This window comes from Micromonospora sp. NPDC047670 (assembly GCF_043204915.1).
Lineage (GTDB): Bacteria > Actinomycetota > Actinomycetes > Mycobacteriales > Micromonosporaceae > Micromonospora.
This window is the reverse complement of record NZ_JBIDDA010000017.1, coordinates 1-19,440: the sequence shown is the minus strand read 5'-3', so window position 1 is coordinate 19,440 and position 19,440 is coordinate 1. Positions and strand designations below refer to the sequence as shown.

Here is a 19,440-nt window from a genome sequence, read left to right as displayed (position 1 = left end):
GCAGTGGCTGGCCAACTCACCGAGCTACGTAACCTATGTGGGCCAGGAGTGCGATCTCTTGCCCCTATGGGTCATTATCTCAAGCGATAGAAAGCACCGTCGAAACCTGAGAGCCTATATATGTACTTACTGTCTTCATCGCCTTTTACGGAGTAGATTCTGAAGGTGACCTCGTCACCGCGAACGACTCCCAGGAAGTCTCCCTTGTCTGCATTCGAGTAGTTGTTCGCAAAATCCATCACATAGGTCTTATCGCCTATTGTTATGTATTCGTATTCCGGCCCGCTGGCGGTTCCGATTACTTTTGCGCCTATCGTCTGTCTGTAAACGAAAAAGAGCAAAAGCCCAACTATGCATGCGGCCACCCCCAAGATCATCGACTTGCGCATTCTTTTAATTGTTGGCACCTCCTTGCTCTGGGCCGGTTCCGGTGAGCCGTGGACGCGGCACCGTGATCGTGGGCACAGGCTACCCAGCCGGTGGGGCGGTGTGCGTTGCCGGCAGCCGGGATGCCGGCCGAGACGCGGTCGCCCGTGGGGTTTGCCATGGCCGTCATCTGGCTCCCTTCCGGGCGTGGCGTCCAATGGACCACGGGGGGAGGATCCACGCCGTGGGTGTCCCCGAGCTTCTTCCTCGGCCCGCCTGCCCGGCGGGAGAGCAGTGGTTCGCCTTGGCTCCGCTGAGTCCACAACAGTGGCGACACCTGGCGGCCGGCAACGTGATCACCATGCCCGAACAGAGGCCGGCGGCCGGGACCGCGACCGTCGTCGAGTCAGCGTTCCCGTTGACGACATGTGACGGAGTGATGACGGGCGGTCCAGTCATGTCTCGGCGTCGCCCGGATTCTTCGAGGACTCCGTGTGGAGGTAAGCGTTCGATCGCAGGCGACATTCCACGCCGGATGCGCCCGGCTCCATCTGGGACGGGTGGCCGGCCAGCGAGCGACGTTCGACCGGCGAACCGACGGTCGAGGCCGGCCCTGATCCCTATGGTCACCCCTGCCAGCGAGAGCGACAGCCCGGGCACCTCGACCGAAGCATGGCCGGGGCTGCGCTCTGGTCGAGCAGGACTACCTGCGCCGCATCCTGTTGCGCGAGCGGGACGAGCCGGGCGGTGCGGCGCCGGCGCGGATCGCACAGACCGTCCGGTTCGCGCTCGACCACGGCTACCACGTGGTGCTGGAGGGGCATCATGCACACCAGCCGCTACCGGAGCATGCTGACCGGCTCCGCGACGGCCATCGGGGGCGGTCGCTGTTCGTCTACCTCGACGTGTCCCTGCCCGATACCCTCCGCCGGCACCTCACGCGCCCACAGGCCGGCGAGTTCACCGCCGAGCACATGAGCGGCTGGTACACCGCCCACGACGTCCTCGGCTGGCCCGACGAACTCGTCCTCCCGGAATCCACCACGCTGGAGCAGGCCGTGAAGGGATTGCGGCAGCGGCCGGGCTACGGCAGACCGGACGCGACGACGACGCTTTTCCCGATCGCGCCGTAACCGCGCCGGCAGCCGGGCGACGCGCGCTGGCGGGTCCGGCGTGATCGTTTGCGGAACCCGTCGCGGTGGACCCGGGCGGTGGGCGGTGGCTGTCACAATCGAGCCGTGTCTACCCCACGGCGGCGTCGGTCGTCCCATCCCGCGATCATCGGTGCGGTCATCGCCGCGGTGGCCACGGTGGTTGCGGCGGCCATTCCGGTGGCGCTGGAACTCGTCCGCGACACCGGGGGCGGTGGCACCGCGCCGCAGGCCGAGGGCAGCCCGTCAGTCGTGCCGTCCCAGGTGGTCGGCCCTCAGGTGACCGCCGGACCCGGCTCCTCCGCGGCGCCCGCGTCGAGTGCCCCGTCGAATGCCGCACCGGTCGAGGCCGAGGTGCGCTCCCTGGTCGAGATGCCCGAGGTGGACGACTGGGAGGGCTGGCAGCAGGAGCCGCGTACCGTCGCCGGCAGGCGGCACGAGACCGTGCTCACCGCGTCGCCGTGTTGGTTGAACGACCACTACACGGCCACGTTCGTCGTCAGTCGGCAGTACCGGCTCCTCGAGGCGGCCGTGGGGATCGCGGACGACTCGCCGGGAGCGCTGCCCCTGCGGTTCACCGTGCTGGTCGACCGGAAGAAGGTCTTCACCACGACGGTGGGCCTCGGGAAGACCCGCCCGGTCAAGGTGGACATCAGTGCCGCGACCCAGGTTTCCCTCCAGGTGAGCACCACCAGCGTGGACCAGTGCCACGGCGACAGCATCGGCACCTGGATCGCCCCGCGGCTGCACCGGTGAGCGCTGCGCCGAATGACGATTCTTGCCTTTGACCGTTGTCGATCGGCTGGCCGACAGGAACGACCCTCTGCTCGTGGTGGAATTCCCATATCCGACATGCGTGCCGATTCGCGCTGCCGAATTGGCGTGGTGGGGCTTCGGCGGCCGCGCCCCTCCGCGTCCGGGTCCGACGCGACCGTCGTCGCGCGGGGACGGGCGTCCGACGGGACGGCAGACCCCCCGATCCGTCGTGGGTTGCGCCACCTCGGGCGACGCAGCGTCCCCAGTGGAGGCGTTCTGCTTGCCGCGTAATCACCCCTAGCTGGGAGCGGCATTCCGTTCGGGAAGCCGATAGGGTCGACAAGGGATCATCTCCGCTGCGTCGCCCGGCCGACGGGTGAATTGCCGGGGGAGCAATTTCCGAGGGAGAGAGGCCGAACATGATCCGCAAGCCGAATCTGTCCGTGGACGCCCGGTACGTCCTGCCGTCCTTCGCCGAGCGGACGTCGTACGGCATGAAGGAGACCAACCCGTACAGCAAGATGTTCGAGGACCGGATCATCTTCCTCGGCACGCCGGTCGACGACGCCGCCGCCAACGACGTGATGGCGCAGCTCATCACGCTGGAGGCGACGGACCCCGAGCGGGACATCACCATGTACATCAACTCGCCGGGCGGCTCGTTCACCGCGATGACGGCGATCAACGACACCATGCGCTACGTCCGTCCGGACGTGCAGACCGTCTGCCTGGGCCAGGCGGCGTCCTCGGCCGCGATCCTGCTGGCGGCGGGGACCCCGGGCAAGCGGATGGCGCTGCCGCACTCGCGGATCCTGATCCACCAGCCCGCGATCGAGGGCGTCCAGGGCCAGGGCACCGACCTGGAGATCCAGGCCCGGGAGATCATGCGGATGCGGACCCAGATGGAGGAGATGCTGGCCCAGTACTCCGGCCGGCCCCAGGAGGAGGTCTCCCGCGACATCGAGCGGAACAAGATCCTCACCGCCGACGACGCGGTCGCCTACGGGCTGGTCGACACCATCCTGCGCAGTCGGAAGAAGAGCGCGGTGAAGGTGGGGAACTGAGCTGATCCGCCGGGGTCGACGGCGCCCACCGGCCCGTCGACCCCGCCCCGGCCAGGCCGACCAGGCTCGCCCGACCAGGCTCGTCCGCCCGCCCAGGCCCGTCCGCCCGCCCAGGCCCGCCCGCCCGCCCAGGCCCGTCCGCCCGCCCAGGCCCGTCCGCCCGGACCCGCCCGGGCCGGGTCCGGTCCACCCGGCGCGCCCGGGGTCAGTCCCGTGCGGTCAGTCCGGCCTTGTCCGGGGCGGGCGGCGGGTCGTCCACCGCCCGTGCCAGGTCGCCCGCGAGGTGCGGCTGGTAGCCACCGCTCGCGGTCCACCCGCCGTCGAAGCGCACGGTCGTGGCGGTCAGGTAGCGCAGCTCGTCCGCGGCCAGTGCCCGGATCAGCTCCGCCACCTCGGCGGGCTCCGCCAGGCGGCGCTGCGGGGTGCCCCGCACGATGGTCTCCTCGTCGAGGAGATTGCGGTGGATGCCGTCCATCACCAGCGGCGTCCGCACGTAGCCCGGGCTGACCGCGATGACCCGGATGTTCTGCGCGGCCCACTCCACCCCGAGCACGTCGGTCAGCATCGCGACCCCGGCCTTCGAGGAGCAGTACGCGGCCCCCTCCACCATCGCCAGGTGCGCCGCCACGGAGGCGATGTTGACGACCAGCCCACCGGCCCGTCGCAGGGCGGGGAACATCGCCCGGCAGCAGTAGTACGTCCCGGTCAGGTTCACCCCGATGACCCGCTCCCACGCCGCCGGGGCCAGTTCGCTGGCGAACCCGCGCCCGCCGATGCCGGCGCTGTTGACCAGCAGATCCGCCCGGTCGACCTCCGCCGCCGCGGCGGCCACCTGCTCGTAGTCGCGTACGTCGACCTGGCGCCCGGTCACCCCGTCCGCGTCGCAGCCGCGACGGTCCCAGCCGATCACGCGCCATCCGTCGTCGACCAGCCGCCGCGCCACCGCCGCGCCGATCCCGCTGGCCGCGCCGGTGATGACGGCCAGCCGTTGCCCACTCCCGTGCAACCTGCCCTCCCTGGTGTGCGACGTTCAGTTCGGGGGCAGCCGCAGCCGGGCGATGCGGCGCTCGCCGTCCAGGGCGCGCATCGCCCGGGCCAGCGTCGCGACGTGCAGTTCGTCCTCGCCGCGTTCGAGCATGGTCTCCGCCGTCACGCCGATCGCCCTGGCCTCCGCCACCAGCGCCTGCGCGGCCAGCACGCATCCCCGTACGTCGAAGTGGCCGCTGTCCCGGGCCGGGTTGAGGCGGGCGACCAGGTCGACGATGCGCAGGTAGCGGTCGACGAGTTCCTGCTCGGCGCGGGTCAGCGCGGGAAGCTCTCGTTCGGTCATGGTCGTACCCTGTCATTCCGGCCCCGCCGCTGCCAGCCGCCGAGCACCTCGCGGCTGGCGTGGGCCACCTCGTCGAGGACGGCCTGGAACGCGGCGAGCACCGCGTCGTCGGGGCCTCCCGGGGCCGGTGGGCCGTCGGGGTGGACGGCGCCGTCGGCGCCGGGCAGCGCGGCGAAGTCCGGCCGCAGCCCCTGCACCCACAGCGCCGCGGCGAGCCGGGCCAGCGCCGCCAGCCCGTCGGGGCGTCCCTCCGAGGCGCTGACGACGACGTGCCGCTGACCGTGCAGCGTGTCGCGGACGAAGGCGGCGAGGCTGCCGTGGCCGACCTGCACGAAGACCCGGGTGCCCTCGTCGTGGAGGCGCTGCACCAGCTCCCGGAAGCGGACCGGCGAGACCAGGTGCCGGACCAGGAGCCGGCTCAACGCCGGCTCGTCGTCGGGATAGCGGTCCACCGTGGTCGCCGACCAGACCGGTACCGTCGCGGCCCGCAACGGAACGGCCCGCAGGATGGCGGCCACCGGGCCGAGGTAGGGCGCGAGCATCGGACTGTGGAACCCGGACCGGAAGGGCAGCACCGTCCGGGGCACCGACGGGTCGGCGATCCGGGCGAACGCGGTGTGGATCGCCGCGTCGGTGCCGCAGAGCACCGTCTGCCGGGGGCTGTTGTCGTGGGAGATGACCACGTCGGCCACCCCGTCGATGAGCCGTCTCGCCTCGGTGACCGGGCAGCCCACCACCGCGAACGCCACGTCGGGCAACTGGTAGGCGTCCGGCCCCATCCCCCGGGCGAAGTCGTCGAATGCCTCCGCCGCCCACCTGCCGGCCGCGAACAGGGCGCTCCACTCCCCGGCGCTGTGCCCGGCGACGAGGTCGGGGTGGATGCCCATCCGGCGCAGCGCGCCGTGGAGCAGCCGCCCGGTGTGCAGCAGGTCCCAGGTCCGGCCGCCCACCGTCCCGGTGCGGTCCGGCTGGTAGCCGGGCAGGCCGAACGCCCCGGCCACGTCGTCGAGCGGCGGCCGGTCGTGCGCGGAGAGGCCCGGGAAGAGGAACGCCACCCGGCCCGGACGGCCCGGCCGCAGCACCGGCTCCGTGGTGTACCAGAGGTCGGCCGGGCCGTCCCAGGACCGTTCCCGCAGCACGAGTTCCTGGGCGAGGGCGAGCCGGTCCGGGGTCGGCGTCAGCAGCGCCAGCCGGCACGGCGGGTCCGGGTCCTCCGGCTCCGCGGGGTGCGGTCCGCCCCGGGCCACCGCCCGGAGCCGGTCCGCGAGCCCCGCCGGGGAGGACGCGGCGAGGCGCAGGACGGCCGGTCCCGACGGACGGGGGTACGGCGACCGGGCCGGCTCAGTCATCGAACCCGGCGGGCCGGAACGGGGCCGGGTCGCCGGCCACGTACAGCACCTGGTGAACGTCGCGCGGGCCGTCGACGATCTCGCGGATCAGCGCCTCGACGCCCGCCTCGGGTTCGATCACCTCGATGCCGCGGCGCGCGTACTCCCGCTCCAGCTCGGCCGAGACCATGCCGCCGCCGGCGGCGGCCCACGGGCCCCAGGCGACCGCGAGGGTACGCCCGGTGAAGCGGTCGGCGGCGGCCAGCGCGAGCGTGTCCAGCGCGTCGTTCGCCGCCGCGTAGTCGGCCTGTCCCCGGTTGCCGAACGCGCCGGAGACGCTGGAGAAGAAGAGCAGCAGCCGCAGGTCCGGCTTCAGCGCGTCCAACAGGACCCGGGCGCTGCGCACCTTGGCGTCGTAGACGGCGGAGAAGGACGCCTGGTCCTTGTCCCGGATGAGCCGGTCGTCGACCGCCCCGGCGCCGTGCACGACGACGTCGATCCGGCCGTGCCGGCGGTAGACCTCGTCGACCGTGGCGGCCAGGCGGGCGTCGTCGCGGATGTCGAACCGGTGGTACCGCACGGAGGCGGCGTGCGCCTCGAGCCGGTCGAGGACGGTGCGCAGCTCGCGCCCGGCGAGGAGGGCGCGCAGCCGGCGTTCCACCTCGGCTGGTGTGCCCGCGCCGGCCGCGAGCAGGGCACGGCGTAGGTCGACCGGGTCCGTCAGGCCGGCCGTGGTGGCGTCCTCGGCCGACTCGGGCGGTGCGGTGCGACCGACGATCTCCAGGTGACAGCCGTACCGTTCGGCGAGCGCGACCGCCGTCCGGGCCGTGATGCCCCGCCCGCCGCCGGTGACCAGCACCACCGAGTCGGAGTCCAGGTCGAGCGCGCCGGAGCCGGTGGGGAGGTCCTGTCGGACGTACCGGCGGGTCACCCGGGACCCGCCGGGCAGACCGACGACCCCCCGGGGCGTCCCGCCGGCCACCTCGTCGACGATCCGGTCGGCGACCGCCTCCGCGCCGCCCTGGGGGTCCACGTCCAGCAGGCGGACCCGGGTCTCCGGGTACTCGTGGGCCACGGCGCGGACCAGCCCGGCGAAGCCGATCCCGGCCAGCGCGGCGTGCTGGCCGGCCGGGGCCGTCTCCGAGTCGACGGGCGCGAAGCGACCGCCCATGGTGGTGACCACGGTGACGTCCGGCACGCCGGCGGTCAGCAGCGCGCGGAGCCGGTCGTACGCCGCCGGCAGGGCAGGCTCGCCGGCGGCGTCCGTCACCGGCAGCAGGATCGCCAGGTCGAGGCCCTGCGGCGCGGTCGCGGCATCGACCGTGTCGACCCCGGAGCGGGTCAACCGGCGGCGCAGCGCCTCCGCCAGCTCGGGTGCGCCGCCGAGGACGACGGCGACCCGCCCGGAGAGGTCGGCGGCGGGCCGGGTCGACGCGGGCAGCGCTCGCAGGGCGGGAACGTACCGGTCGGGCGCCCGGCCCGGGGCCGGCCCGCCGGAGGTCGCGGTGTCCGGCGCGGCCGGGCGGGTGTCCTTCGTGGCCGCTGTGGTCGTCGTGGTGGGGGCGGGTGCCGCGACGCCGGCGGCGACCGGGGTCGCTTCGGCCGAAGCGGGGTCGAGCGGAGGGAGCTGCGCCACCAGGTCGGCGATCGTGCGGGCGCCGACGAGAGCGGACAGGCGCGTCTCCGGTCGCGGCACCGCCAGCCGGCGCAGCAGCGTCTCGGCCAGCTCCGTCCGCTTGATCGAGTCGATGCCGAGGTCGGCCTCCAGGTCGATGGTGGGGGCGAGCATCTGCGCGGGATAGCCCGTCCGCTCGCTCAGCAGGTCGACGGCGAGCCCGAGGACGGTGGTCGGGCCGGTGTCGGACGCCTCGACGGGAGCGGCGCGGGTGGGCGTCGCGACGGTGGTCGACGTCGGGTCGGGGGTGGATCGCCGTGGCCGGGGATCCCGGTCCAGGTAGCCGAGCACGACCTCGCGTTGGGCGTCGACGAGTTCCCGGCTGTTGCGCAGGAACTCCAGCACCGCCGCCTCGCGGGGATCCCCGGTGGCGGCGCTGTCCGCGGTGGCCAGCCGGGGGGCCTCGTCGGCGGGGCGCAGGCCGTTCGGCACCGGGTTGCCGTCCGGGCCCCGGACCAGGTGCCCGTCGACGGTCCACCCGGTGGCGGCGGGTACGGCGGCCGGGGTGGCCCGCGCGCCGGCGAAGAGGCGCGCCGGGTCCACCGGCACACCCGCGACGGCCAGCTCCGCGAGGGCGTGCAGCAGGCGGGGCAGGCCCGGCTCGTTCGGCACGTCGCAGCTGACCGCCCGGTGCGGCCGGTCGCCGAGGATCCGGCCGATCATCCGGCTGAGCACCCGCCCGGGCCCCACCTCGACGAAGACCCGGGCGCCGGCGGCGTACATGTCCTCGATCTGGGTCAGGAACCGCACCGGTGCGGCGAGCTGCCCGGCGAGCAGCCGGCGGATCTCGTCCGGCGCGTCCGGGTAGCGCTGCCCGGAGGCGTTCGCCCAGACCGGCCGTTGCGGCGGCTGCACGGGGCAGTCGGCGAGGACGGCGGCGAACTCCTCGGTGGCGTCGGCCATCGCCGGGCTGTGGAAGGCACAGGAGACACCGAGCGTGGTGGCGGAGCGGCCCTGGGCGCGCAGCCCGGTCACCGCGGTCGCCACCGCCGCCTCCGGGCCGGCGATCACCACCTGCTGCGGGGCGTTGTGGTTCGCGATCACCACGGCGTCGTCGAGGCCGGCCCGGGCCAGGGCGTCGGCGACCTCGTCGGCGCCCGCGGAGACGGCCGCCATGGCACCACCCCGCCCGCCGGCGGCGTGCATCGCGGCGGCCCGGGCGGCGGTGAGCCGCAGCAGGTCCGGGCGGGACAGCGAGCCGGCGGCGTGCAGGGCGACGAGTTCGCCGTAGCTGTGCCCGCCGAGCAGGTCCGGCCGGACCCCGAGGGAGTCGAGCAGCTCCAGCAGCGCGACTTCGGCGACCCCGAGCGCGGGCTGGGCGTGGCGGGTGTCGGCCAGCGTGGCCGCCCGCGCCGCCGCCGTCGCCTCGTCGAACGAGGTGGGCGGGAACATCGCCGCGGCCAGCGCCGGGTCGTCGTACAGGTCGTTCCGCATCGCGGGGAAGGCCGCGAAGAGGTCGGCCAGCATGCCGGGGCGTTGGCTGCCCTGCCCGGGGAAGACCAGGGCCACGACGGGCGGCTCCGTCTGGCCGGGGTCGGCCAGGTAGATCCCGGACGCGGGGTCGGCGGTTCCCTCGGCGGCCAGCCGCAACCGCTCCCGCAGCTCGTCGAGGCTGCCGGCCACGACGGCGGCGCGGACCGGCCGGTCGTCGTCGCGGGATCGGCGGAACCACTCCAGCGCGAGGGCGTGCAGCGCCCCGTCCCCGGGCGGCGCGTCGGCGGCGAGGGCGGACAGGGCCCGCGCCGCCTCCCCGGTCGCCTGCCCCTGCCCCGCCCGGAGCAGGAAGAGCTCCGCCGGCCAGCGTTCCCACGCCTGGTCGGGATCGGCGGTGCTGGGATGCGCCCGGACCACGGCGTGGAAGTTGGTGCCGCCGAAGCCGAAGGCGCTGACCCCGGCGGCGCGCCGGGCCGGGGGAGCGAGCCAGGGCCGCGCGGCGCCGTCGAAGGCGAACGGGCTGGCCGCGGCGTCCCAGTAGGCGTTGGGCCGGGTCAGGTGCCCGGTCGGTGGGCGGACCCCGGTCTGCACCGCCCGGACGGCCTTGATCAGGCCGGCCATGCCGGCGGCGCACTTGGTGTGCCCGATCAGCGACTTGACCGAGCCCAGGGAGCAGGTGGCGGGGCCGGCCCCGTCGGCGGTGAACAGCTCGGAGAGGGCGGACAGCTCGGTGCGGTCGCCGACGACGGTGCCGGTGCCGTGCGCCTCGACCAGGCCGATCTCCCCGGGCGTCACGCCCGCCGCCCGCAGGGCCCGCTCGACCGCGTGCCGCTGGCCCTGCGCCCGGGGGGCGGTGAGGCCCATGCCCCGGCCGTCGCTGGCCCCGCCCACGCCGGCGATGACCGCGTGGATCCGGTCCCCGTCGCGTTCGGCGTCCGGCAGCCGCTTGAGCACGAGGCAGGCGACGCCCTCGCTGATCACGATGCCGTCCGCGCTCTGGTCGAAGGTGCGGCACCGCCCGGTGGGCGAGAGCGCCTGCACCGAGCCGAAGAGGAGGTAGTCGTGCACCCCGTTGTGCACGTCCACGGCCCCGCACAGCACCATGTCGCTCGTGCCGGCGGCCAGCTCCTTGCAGGCCAGGTCGACGGCGGCGAGCGACGAGGCGCAGGCCGCGTCGACGGTGTAGTTGACCCCGCCGAGGTCGAGCCGGTTGGCGATGCGGCCGGCGATGACGTTGCCCAGGATGCCGGGGAAGGAGTCCTCGGTGAGGCGGGGCAGGTGGGCGTCGAGCGCGGCCGGCGGTTCGGCGAAGTACGTCGGCAGCAGCGCCCGCAGCCCGTACGCGGTGGCGAGGTCGGCGCCGGGCTCCGCCCCGAAGATCACCGAAGTCTGCGCCCGGGGGAACGGACGGTCGGCGTACCCGGCGTCGGCCAGCGCCCGTTCGGCGATGACCAGGGCGAGCAGTTGGGCGGGGTCGATGCTGCCGAGAGCGGCGGGCGGAACGCCGTGCGCCACCGGGTCGAACGGCACGGGTGCGAGGAAGCCGCCCCATCGGGACGGGCTCTTCTCACCCGGGCGGGGGTCGTCCGCCGAGTAGTAGCGGTCCACGTCCCACCGCCCGGGGTCGACCTCCACCACGGCGTCGGTGCCGGCGACGACGTTGGCCCAGAAGGAGGCCGCGTCGGTGGCACCGGGAAACGCGCAGGCCATGCCCACGATCGCGATGTCCATGGAATGCCCGGATCCTTTCCTCATCCCGTCCCCCGTCCCGCGCCCGGTCCCACTCGTGACGGGCGGACGCGCGGTCGTACTCGAAAAGGGCGCCGTAGGTGGCGACGTCCGTGAATGCGCATAGCGCTGCGACGGACGTTTAAGGGTTGGCGGCCAGTGGCACTGCGGCGGTCTGCCGCGGTGGCTTCGCACGGGCGGCGCTGACGGTCTGGTGCCAGTTATAAAGCGTGAACCCCGGAGGGGGGTTCACGGGAGTCGACACAAGCGAGATCGGTTGTGGCGTGCCTGCCTCCGAATGACCTTGTTCGATTTACAGGCGTTTCCTTGATCCTTGCATACCGACCGGTATGTGTCCACCCGTGATCAGATGATCACCCGAAGCGCCAGTTTTTGGCACGCCACGCCCGTTTCGTTACCTTTTGTTGGGGGCGGCGCGGTGGAAGTTCTGCGGTGCGCGGGGCGCCGCGGCGGTCGCGCGGAGGGGGCGTGACCATCGTCACGAGTGGCTGGCGGAAGTGCAGCTGGTCGCGATAATGCGCCGCTCCCAAGTGTTCGTTAATTGCCGGAAACGTCCGCGCGAATACGTGCGTCGAGGACCCCTGAACTGATTGGTAGGGATTGACTCCGACCGGGGTCCATGATGTGCTTCCCGAGTCCCGACGGGTCGGGGAAATGTGTCCGGAGTGCATCCGGTGGCCGACCGGGGGATCGGGATGCCGTTGTCGTACGCCTCGTCGGGGCGACGCCGCGGCGGGCAAAGGAGACCTGGGGGAACGGGAGATCCGGTGCTGATCCGTCCTGTCGACCGAGCACGTGAACACCGCGACCGCGGGCAGCGGGCGACCGCCTGTCGCGGCGCGTCGACCACCCGGTCGCCGGGGCGGCGCCGGCGCGGCTGAGCTGGCCGTCGCAGGCGGTCGTCGGGTCCGACAGGGGCCGCCCCGGCACGGGGTGCGGCGTTCGAACCATGTCACGGGGGGAACCAGTGGATCTTGCTTTGGACGGCCGGCGGGCGCTCGTCACCGGATCGTCGTCCGGTATCGGGGCGCGCATCGCCGAGATGCTGGCCGACGAGGGCGCGACCGTCGTCGTGCACGGGCGCTCGGTGCCCGCCGCGGAGTCCGTGGCGCAGGGCATCCGGGCCAGGGGCGGCGCCGCGGAACCGATCGCGGTCGACCTGCTCGACCCGGACGGCCCACACCGGCTGGCGGTCGCGGCAGAGCGTTACCTCGGCGGCGTCGACATCCTGGTCAACTGCGCCGCCACCGGCCTGGACCGGCCGTGGGCCGACACCACGGACGAGGACTGGCGGCGCCTGCACGAGCTCAACGTCGTGGCTCCGGCCCGCCTCGCCCAGGCCCTGGTCCCCGGCATGCGCCGGCGAAAGTGGGGCCGACTCATCCAGATCGCCAGCGGGGCCGCCACCCAGCCTCAGGTCGGCTCGGTGGCGTACTCGACGACCAAGGCGGCACTGGTCAACCTCACGGCGGGGCTGGCGCGGGCGCTGGACCGCACCGGGATCACCGTCAACACCGTCAGCCCCGGCGTCATCGTCACCCCACGGGTCGAGGCGTACGTCCGCGGCCTCGCCGCCGACCAGGGCTGGGGCAGCGACTGGTCCGACATCGAGCAGCGCGTCCTCGCCGGGTCGATCGACAACCCCACCGGCCGGCTGGGCACACCCGACGACGTGGCGGCACTGGTCGTCTTCCTCGCCAGCCCGCTGGCGGGCTTCGTCAACGGGGCCAACCACCGCGTCGACGGCGGCGCGATCGCCGTCGTCAACTGAGTCTCCGCGGAAGGATCAATGGTGACTGTCCACTACTCGGCGGACCGGCGACCACGGTGGTTCCTCTTCCCGGACGCCCCGGAGGCGCCCGTGGCGTTGTACTGTCTGCCGCACTCCGGCGCCGGGGCGACCGCCTACCGGGCCTGGATCCCCGCCGCGGCGCCGGGCATCGCGGTACGCCCCCTGCAACCGCCGGGCCGGGAGAGCCGGATCGACGAGCCGCCGGTCTTCGACGTCGCCGAGGTCGCCGACGTGCTGGCCGAGGAGACCCGGCCGTACGCGCTGTACGGCCACAGCTTCGGCGCCCTCGTCGGGCACGCCGTCGTCGCGGAGCTCCAGCGGCGCGGTGCCGCGCTGCCCCGCCGGCTCGTCGTCGGTGGGTCCCGCCCGCCGGACGACCTGCCGGAACTCGCCCGCCGGCTGCTCGGCCTCGACGACGAGGAGTTCCTGCGTGAGGTCGTCGCGATGGGCGGCACGCCGGCCGAGATCCTGGAGCACCCTGCGCTGGCCGCCCTGCTCATCCCGGTGCTGCGGGCCGACTTCGGCTGGATCGACCGCTACGCCGGCGAGGCGCACGGCCCGGTCGACGTGCCGATCCTCGGCTTCGCCGGCACCGAGGACCCGATCGCCACAGCGGCGGCGATGGCCGGCTGGCAGCGGATGACGTCCCGCGGGTACCGCGGCCACAGCGTGCGCGGCGACCACTTCTTCCACATCACCGACCCCGCCGGGGTGGTGCGGGCCATCGCCGCCGACCTGGCGGCCGACTCCCGGTAGCACCTCCGATGCGCCAACTCGACGGGCCCGGCAACGGGCGACGGGGTCCCCGGTCTTCTCGTCCGGAACGGAGCGGCACATGACAGACTGCCTGATCGTCGGTTTCAACGACGCCGACTTCGCGAGCTACGTCAGCGACGTGCGGCTCATGGGGGCCGACTCCGGCGCCTTCCGCGACCTGCGCCTGGCGTACATCGACCTCGACGGGCGACCGCTGCGCGCGCTGGACGCGCTCAGTCACCTGCACGAGAGCCCACCGGGCGTGCCGAAGCCCTACTTCCACAACGCCGACTTCCTCTGGCCGGTGGTCACCGTGCTGGGCAGCTTCCTGGCGCGGCGGGGGCTGAGCGTCGACTTCGTCAACCTGTTCCAGCACCAGCGCGAGGAGTTGCGGGAGAAGCTGGCCGGCGACGTCCGCCTCGTCGCGATCACCACCACGCTGTACGTCTCGCCGCAGCCGATCATCGAGATCGTCGAGTTCGTCCGCCGGCACAATCCGAAGGTGTCCATCGTGGTCGGTGGGCCGTTCATCACCAACCAGGTGGCCGCGCTGAAGCGCCCCGACCTGGACGCGATGATGGACTACCTCGGCGCGGACTACTACGTCACCGGCCGGGAGGGCGAGCTGACCCTCGCCCGGCTGGCGCTGGCGCTGCGCTCCGGCACGGACCCGGGCGAGGTGCCGAACCTGGCCTACCGCTCGGACGGCGACTTCGTCCACACCCGCACCGAGATCGAGTCGAACCCGCTGACCGAGCTGGTCGACTACCAGGTCTTCGGCCCCGACGCGTTCAACGAGTTCGTCACCACCCGGACGGCGAAGTCCTGCCCGTTCTCCTGTGCCTTCTGCGGCTTCCCCCAGCGGGCCGGCAAGTACACCTACCTCGACGTGACCCATGTCGAGCGGGAACTGGACAACATCCGCAAGCTGCCGTCGGTCAACACGGTGACGTTCATCGATGACACCTTCAACGTCCCCAAGAACCGGTTCCGCGACATCCTCCGCATGATGATCGACAAGGACTACGGGTTCAAGTGGAACTGCTTCTACCGCAGTGACCACGGCGACCGCGCGACCATCGAGCTGATGAAGGAAGCCGGCTGCGAGGGCGTCTTCCTGGGCATCGAGTCGGGCAGCGACGTGCTGCTCAAGCAGATGAACAAGACGGCCCGCCGGGCGGACTACCTCGACGCGCTGGCGGCCTTCAACGAGCACGGCATCTCGACGTACGCCTCGCTGATCGTCGGTTTCCCCGGCGAGACGGAGGAGACCGTCGCCGAGACCGTGGACCTGCTCGACCAGGGCCGGCCCGACTACTTCCGGGCCCAGCTCTGGTACTGCGACCCGGTCACCCCGATCTACCAGCGCCGGGACGAGCTGGGCATCAGGGGCGAGGCGTTCAACTGGAGCCACCGCACGATGGACTGGTCCACCGCCGCCCAGATCATCGACGACCTCTTCGTCGACGTGACCAGCTCGGTCTGGCTCCCGCAGTTCGGGTTCGAGCAGTGGAGCACGTTCTACCTGCAACGCAAGGGAATGTCCGGCGAGCAGGTCAAGGACTTCGTCCGCGCCTTCAACGCCGTCCTGGCCGACCAGCTGCGCCATTCCGGCGGCAGCGCCGCCCAGCCGGAACTGCTCGACCGGCTGCGCCGGACGAGCCAGTTCGACGTGGTGAACCCGCCCGGTCCGGCGCCGTCGCCACTGAGCTGACCCGATCCGCCCGTCTGAGCAGAAAGCGGTACCGTGCGCCGAACACCCACCGACGCGGCCCGGGCCCGGCTGGCCAGCCGGCTGGCGGCCGGGGCCGAGTTCCTCGCCAGCGACACGACGGACGACTCCGGCAACCTGCCCGACGACACGGCGACGACCGACGGCCCCCGGCGGTTCGCGGCCGCCGGGCCCCCGCCGGACCCGGCCGCCCCGGTCCCGGTCTCCTTCGCGCAGCGCCGCCTGTGGTTCCTGCACCAGTTCCAACCGGACAGCCCCGCCTACCACGTCCCGGCGGTGCTGCGGCTGACCGGCCCCCTGTCGGTGGACGCCCTGCGGGACGCCCTGGACCGGCTGGTGGCGCACCACCCCGCCCTGCGCACGGTGTTCGACGACGTCGACGGCGAACCGGTGCAGCGGATCGTCGACCCGCCCGCGGCCCGGCTCGACGTGACCGACCTGACCGACCTGCCGGCCGAGCAGCGGGAGGCCCGCGTCCGCGACGCCGTTGCCGCCGAGCGCCAGCCCCCGTTCGACCTGCGGCGCGGCCCGCTCCTGCGGACCCGGCTGTTCCGGCTCGCAGAGCACGACCACCGGCTCTTCCTCGACCTGCACCACATCGTCGTGGACGGCTGGTCGCTCAGCGTCCTGGTCAACGACCTCGTCCGCTACTACGCGGCGGGGACCGGGCACGGGACGGCGCCCGCCCGGCCGCCCGTCGACCCGGCCGGACACGCCCGCTGGCAGCACCACCGGGTCCGTGCCGGTGAACTCGACGAGCAGCTGGCGTGGTGGGAGCGACGGCTCGCCGGCGCCTCGGCCACGGAACTGGCCCCCGACCGGGTCCGCCCCGCCGTGCTGGGCTGGCGGGGCGGCCGGCGGACGGTGCGACTCGACCCCGAGCTGACCGACCTGGTCCGGGCCGCCGCCCGACGGTACGCGGCCTCGCCGTTCATGGTGCTCCTGGCCGGATTCGTCGCGCTGCTGCACCGGCAGACCGGGCAGTCGGACGTCGTGCTCGGCACGCCGGTCGCCGGTCGGGACCGGGTGGAGCTGGAGCCGCTGGTCAGTCTGCTGGTGAACACCGTCGTGCTGCGTACCGACGTCTCCGGCGATCCCACCTTCGCCGACCTGGTGGCCCGGGTGCGTGACGTCGTGCTGGACGCCCAGACGCACCACGAGGCCCCGTTCGAGCTGCTCGTGGAGCGGCTGCGTCCGGTCCGGGACCCGGCCCGCCACCCGCTGTTCCAGATCGTCTTCGCGATGAAGAACCTCCCTCCGTTCGAGCGACTGCACGTCGGCCCGCTGGCCGTGGAGCTGCTCGACATGGTCGGTGAGGTCTCCAAGTTCGACCTCTCCGTGATGGCGTTCGAGGGCGACACGCACATCGACTGCGAGTTCGAGTTCAGCACCGAGCTGTTCGACGGCGACCGCATCGCGCAGCTGATGGTGCAGTACCGGGCGATCCTCGGCTCCCTCTGCGCGCGCCCGGACCGGCGGGTGTCGGCGGCGGCGCTGCTCGACCCCGAGGAGGAGGAGCGGATCGTGCGCCGCTGGAGCGGGCAGGTCCGCGACTACCCGACCGGGCCGGTGCACCACCTGGTCGCACGGCGGGCCCGGTCCGCGCCCGACGCGCCGGCCGTGCGGGCCGACGGCCGGACCCTGACGTACGGGGAACTGGACCGGCGCGCCGACGTCCTCGCCGGCCGGCTGCGCGCCGTCGGCGCGGGGCCCGGCCGGCGGGTGGCCGTCTGCCTGGAGCGGGGAGCCGACCTGGTGACGGCCTTCCTCGCCGTACTCAAGGCGGGCGCGGCGTACGTGCCGCTCGACCCCGGCTACCCGCCGGACCGGCTCACCTTCACCCTCGCCGACAGCGAGGCCTGCGCCGTGCTGACCGGCGAGGAGCTCACCGGCCGGTTCGCGGCGGCGCGCACCGCGGTGCTCGACGTCGCCACCGCCGCCGCGGGGGCCGCCGGCACCGACGCCGGGGCGGCCGACGGCGTGGCCGCCGCGGCCGAGCCGGATCCGCGGGAGATCGCGTACGTCATCTACACCTCCGGCTCCAGCGGGCGCCCGAAGGGGGTCGAGGTCACCCACGGTGGGCTGGCCAACCTGGTGCACTGGCACCTCGACGCCTACCGGGTCGGGCCGCAGGACCGGGCCACCCTGGTCGCCAGCCCCGGCTTCGACGCCTGCACCTGGGAACTCTGGGCGGCACTGGCCGGCGGCGCGGCGCTGCACGTGCCGCCCGAGCCGGTCCGGGTCGCGCCGGACCGGCTGGCGAGGTGGCTGGTCGACGAGGCGATCACGGTGACCTTCCTGCCCACCACCGTCGCCGAGGCGGTCCTGGCGGAGCCGGCGGTGACCGGCTCGGCCCTGCGGCTGCTGCTCACCGGGGGCGACGCGCTGACCCGCACGCCCCCGCCCGGCCTGGGCGCCCGGCTGGTCAACCACTACGGCCCGACGGAGAACACGGTGGTGGCCACGGCCGACCCGGTGCCCGCGCAGGACGGGCCGGTGGTGCACGCGCCCCCGATCGGCCGCGCCATCGCCAACGTCACCACCTACGTGCTGGACGGTGCCGGGCGCCCGGTGCCGGTCGGCGTACCCGGCGAGTTGTGCCTCGGCGGCCTCCAGGTGGCCCGGGGCTATCTCCGCGACCCCCGCCGCACCGCCGAACGCTTCGTCCCCGATCCCTTCGGGACCACGCCGGGCGCCCGCCTGTACCGCACCGGCGACCTCGTCCGCTGGTTGCCCGACGGCCGGCTGGACTTCCTCGGGCGGCTCGACAGCCAGCTCAAGGTGCGCGGCTTCCGGGTCGAGCCGAGCGAGATCGAGGCGGTGCTGGTGACCCACCCCGCCGTCCGGGAGGCCGCCGTCGTGCTCCGTGGCGACGGCCCGGACCGCCGGGACCTCGCCGCCCTGCTCGTCCTCGACGACGGGCCGGCGCCGACGTACGAGGAGGTGCGGGCCGTGGCCCGGCGGCACCTGCCGGGCTACATGGTGCCGGCGGTCCTCGCCGCGGTGGACGCCCTGCCGGTCACCACCAACGGCAAGCTCGACCGGGACCGGCTGTCCTGGCGGGACGGCCGGCCGCTGCGCCAGGAGACCACCGCCGAGCCGCCGATCGGCGCCACCGAACGCGCGGTCGCCGACGTGTGGGCCCTCGTGCTCGACGTCCCGCCGCTGGGCCGCACCGACAACTTCTTCGACCTCGGCGGCCACTCGTTCCTCGCCCTGCGCGCCCGCCAGCAACTCGCCGAGCGGCTCGGCGTCGAGCTGAACGTGGTCGACCTGTTCCAGTTTCCGACCGTGGCCTCGCTCGCGGCCCACCTGGACCGGATCCGCGGCACCCGGGAACCGGTCGACGGGGAACCGGGGTCACCGGACGGCCACGCGCAGCGCCGCCGGGCCGCGCTGCGCGGCGGCCTGGCACGTCGTCGACAGGCGCACGAACAGCGCCGCCTCGCGGAAGGGACGGACCGATGACCGAGCTGCCTGCGCACCTCGACGACCAGTTCGACAACGCCCTGGCGGTGGTCGGTCTGGCGGGTCGTTTCCCGGGGGCGTCGAGTGTGGCGGAGTTCTGGCGCAACGTGTGCGCCGGGGTGGAGTCGGTGACGTTCTTCTCGCCGGAGGAGTTGGCGGCGGCGGGGGTGCCGGAGTCGGTGTATTCGCACCCGAGTTACGTGCCGGCGAAGGCGCGGTTGGACGGCGTGGAGTTGTTCGACGCGGAGTTCTTCGGCTTCAACGCGCACGAGGCGGAATTGACGGATCCGCAGCACCGGTTGTTCCTGGAGTGCGCGTGGGAGGCGCTGGAGGACGCGGCGTACGACCCGGCGCGTTTCCCGGGCCGGATCGGCGTCTACGCCGGCAGTTCGGTCAATTCCTATCTGCTCCGGGCGGTGGCGGCGGACCCCACGCTGATCTCCGACATGAGCGCGCTCATGGCCAACGAGAAGGACTTCCTGGCCACCCGGGTGGCGTACAAGTTCGACCTCCGGGGCCCCGCGATGACGATCCAGTCGGCGTGTTCGACGTCGCTGGTGGCGATCCACCAGGCGTGCCAGGCCCTGCTGGCGGGGGAGTGTGACATGGCGCTGGCCGGCGGGGTCGGCGTCCGGGCCGAGGACGCCGAGGGCTACCGCCACCAGGACGGCATGGCCCTCTCCCCGGACGGGCACTGCCGCGCCTTCGACCGGGCCGCCGCCGGCACCGTCAACGGCAGTGGGCTGGGTGTCGTGGTGTTGCGGCGGTTGGTCGATGCGGTGGCGGCGGGGGATGTGGTGCATGCGGTGGTGCGGGGTTCGGCGGTGAACAACGACGGT

The 19,440-nt window shown here is 73.4% G+C and carries 12 protein-coding genes and 1 pseudogene; 8 read left to right on the top strand and 5 right to left on the bottom strand.

Annotation, left to right across the window (positions count from 1 at the left end):
* Positions 1-74 precede the first annotated feature (74 nt).
* Positions 75-389, bottom strand: a complete 315-nt coding sequence (locus ACGF7U_RS27830) for a hypothetical protein (protein WP_393111595.1) — start codon at positions 387-389, stop codon at positions 75-77.
* Between the two features lie 609 nt (positions 390-998).
* On the opposite strand from ACGF7U_RS27830, the pseudogene ACGF7U_RS27825 reads away from it, so the two are divergent.
* The 3 genes and pseudogenes from ACGF7U_RS27825 to ACGF7U_RS27815 all read left to right on the top strand — a co-directional run bounded on the left by ACGF7U_RS27825 (position 999) and on the right by ACGF7U_RS27815 (position 3,337).
* Positions 999-1,543, top strand: a pseudogene (locus ACGF7U_RS27825) (kinase).
* A 61-nt stretch (positions 1,544-1,604) separates the two neighbouring features.
* Entirely contained in the window at positions 1,605-2,273 is a 669-nt protein-coding gene (locus ACGF7U_RS27820) for an NPCBM/NEW2 domain-containing protein (protein WP_393111593.1), read from the top strand.
* 419 nt (positions 2,274-2,692) lie between these two features.
* Positions 2,693-3,337, top strand: a complete 645-nt coding sequence (locus ACGF7U_RS27815) for an ATP-dependent Clp protease proteolytic subunit (protein ID WP_393111591.1) — start codon at positions 2,693-2,695, stop codon at positions 3,335-3,337.
* Between the two features lie 205 nt (positions 3,338-3,542).
* On the opposite strand, the gene ACGF7U_RS27810 is transcribed toward ACGF7U_RS27815, so the two are convergent.
* From ACGF7U_RS27810 to ACGF7U_RS27795, 4 genes are read right to left on the bottom strand one after another with little or no spacing between them, the layout of a single operon-like run.
* The gene (locus tag ACGF7U_RS27810) at positions 3,543-4,343 is read right to left on the bottom strand and encodes an SDR family NAD(P)-dependent oxidoreductase (protein ID WP_393111589.1); all 801 of its coding nucleotides are present in this window, start codon (positions 4,341-4,343) and stop codon (positions 3,543-3,545) included.
* A 24-nt stretch (positions 4,344-4,367) separates the two neighbouring features.
* Positions 4,368-4,667, bottom strand: a complete 300-nt coding sequence (locus ACGF7U_RS27805; protein WP_393111587.1) for a hypothetical protein — start codon at positions 4,665-4,667, stop codon at positions 4,368-4,370.
* Entirely contained in the window at positions 4,664-6,016 is a 1,353-nt protein-coding gene (locus tag ACGF7U_RS27800; protein ID WP_393111585.1) for an acyltransferase domain-containing protein, read from the bottom strand. The genes ACGF7U_RS27805 and ACGF7U_RS27800 overlap by 4 nt, the downstream gene beginning before the upstream one ends.
* The gene (locus ACGF7U_RS27795; RefSeq protein ID WP_393111583.1) at positions 6,009-10,835 is read right to left on the bottom strand and encodes an SDR family NAD(P)-dependent oxidoreductase; all 4,827 of its coding nucleotides are present in this window, start codon (positions 10,833-10,835) and stop codon (positions 6,009-6,011) included. Before ACGF7U_RS27795 ends, ACGF7U_RS27800 begins: the two co-directional genes overlap by 8 nt.
* A 985-nt stretch (positions 10,836-11,820) precedes the next feature.
* Between ACGF7U_RS27795 and ACGF7U_RS27790 the strand changes: the two genes are divergently transcribed.
* From ACGF7U_RS27790 to ACGF7U_RS27770, 5 genes are all read left to right on the top strand, one after another.
* Positions 11,821-12,624 carry an SDR family NAD(P)-dependent oxidoreductase gene (locus ACGF7U_RS27790; protein WP_393111581.1) on the top strand — a complete coding sequence of 268 codons (804 nt, stop codon included), beginning with the start codon at positions 11,821-11,823 and terminating at the stop codon, positions 12,622-12,624.
* A 21-nt stretch (positions 12,625-12,645) separates the two neighbouring features.
* The gene (locus ACGF7U_RS27785; protein ID WP_393111579.1) at positions 12,646-13,401 is read left to right on the top strand and encodes a thioesterase II family protein; all 756 of its coding nucleotides are present in this window, start codon (positions 12,646-12,648) and stop codon (positions 13,399-13,401) included.
* 79 nt (positions 13,402-13,480) lie between these two features.
* Positions 13,481-15,115 carry a PhpK family radical SAM P-methyltransferase gene (locus ACGF7U_RS27780; RefSeq protein ID WP_393111577.1) on the top strand — a complete coding sequence of 545 codons (1,635 nt, stop codon included), beginning with the start codon at positions 13,481-13,483 and terminating at the stop codon, positions 15,113-15,115.
* A 33-nt stretch (positions 15,116-15,148) separates the two neighbouring features.
* Positions 15,149-18,601, top strand: coding sequence for an amino acid adenylation domain-containing protein (locus ACGF7U_RS27775; RefSeq protein WP_393111575.1), 3,453 nt, complete (start codon positions 15,149-15,151; stop codon positions 18,599-18,601).
* On the top strand, positions 18,598-19,440 hold an 843-nt coding region (locus ACGF7U_RS27770), incomplete at its 3' end, for a beta-ketoacyl synthase N-terminal-like domain-containing protein (protein ID WP_393111573.1). The genes ACGF7U_RS27775 and ACGF7U_RS27770, both read left to right, overlap by 4 nt.

What these genes read in the sequence shown, in the direction of transcription:
- ACGF7U_RS27830 (WP_393111595.1), bottom strand. Translation starts at nt 389, where the DNA reads ATGCGCAAGTCGATGATCTTGGGGGTGGCCGCATGCATAGTTGGGCTT.
- ACGF7U_RS27815 (WP_393111591.1), top strand. Translation starts at nt 2,693, where the DNA reads ATGATCCGCAAGCCGAATCTGTCCGTGGACGCCCGGTACGTCCTGCCG.
- ACGF7U_RS27805 (WP_393111587.1), bottom strand. Translation starts at nt 4,667, where the DNA reads ATGACCGAACGAGAGCTTCCCGCGCTGACCCGCGCCGAGCAGGAACTC.
- ACGF7U_RS27800 (WP_393111585.1), bottom strand. Translation starts at nt 6,016, where the DNA reads ATGACTGAGCCGGCCCGGTCGCCGTACCCCCGTCCGTCGGGACCGGCC.
- ACGF7U_RS27795 (WP_393111583.1), bottom strand. Translation starts at nt 10,835, where the DNA reads ATGGACATCGCGATCGTGGGCATGGCCTGCGCGTTTCCCGGTGCCACC.
- ACGF7U_RS27780 (WP_393111577.1), top strand. Translation starts at nt 13,481, where the DNA reads ATGACAGACTGCCTGATCGTCGGTTTCAACGACGCCGACTTCGCGAGC.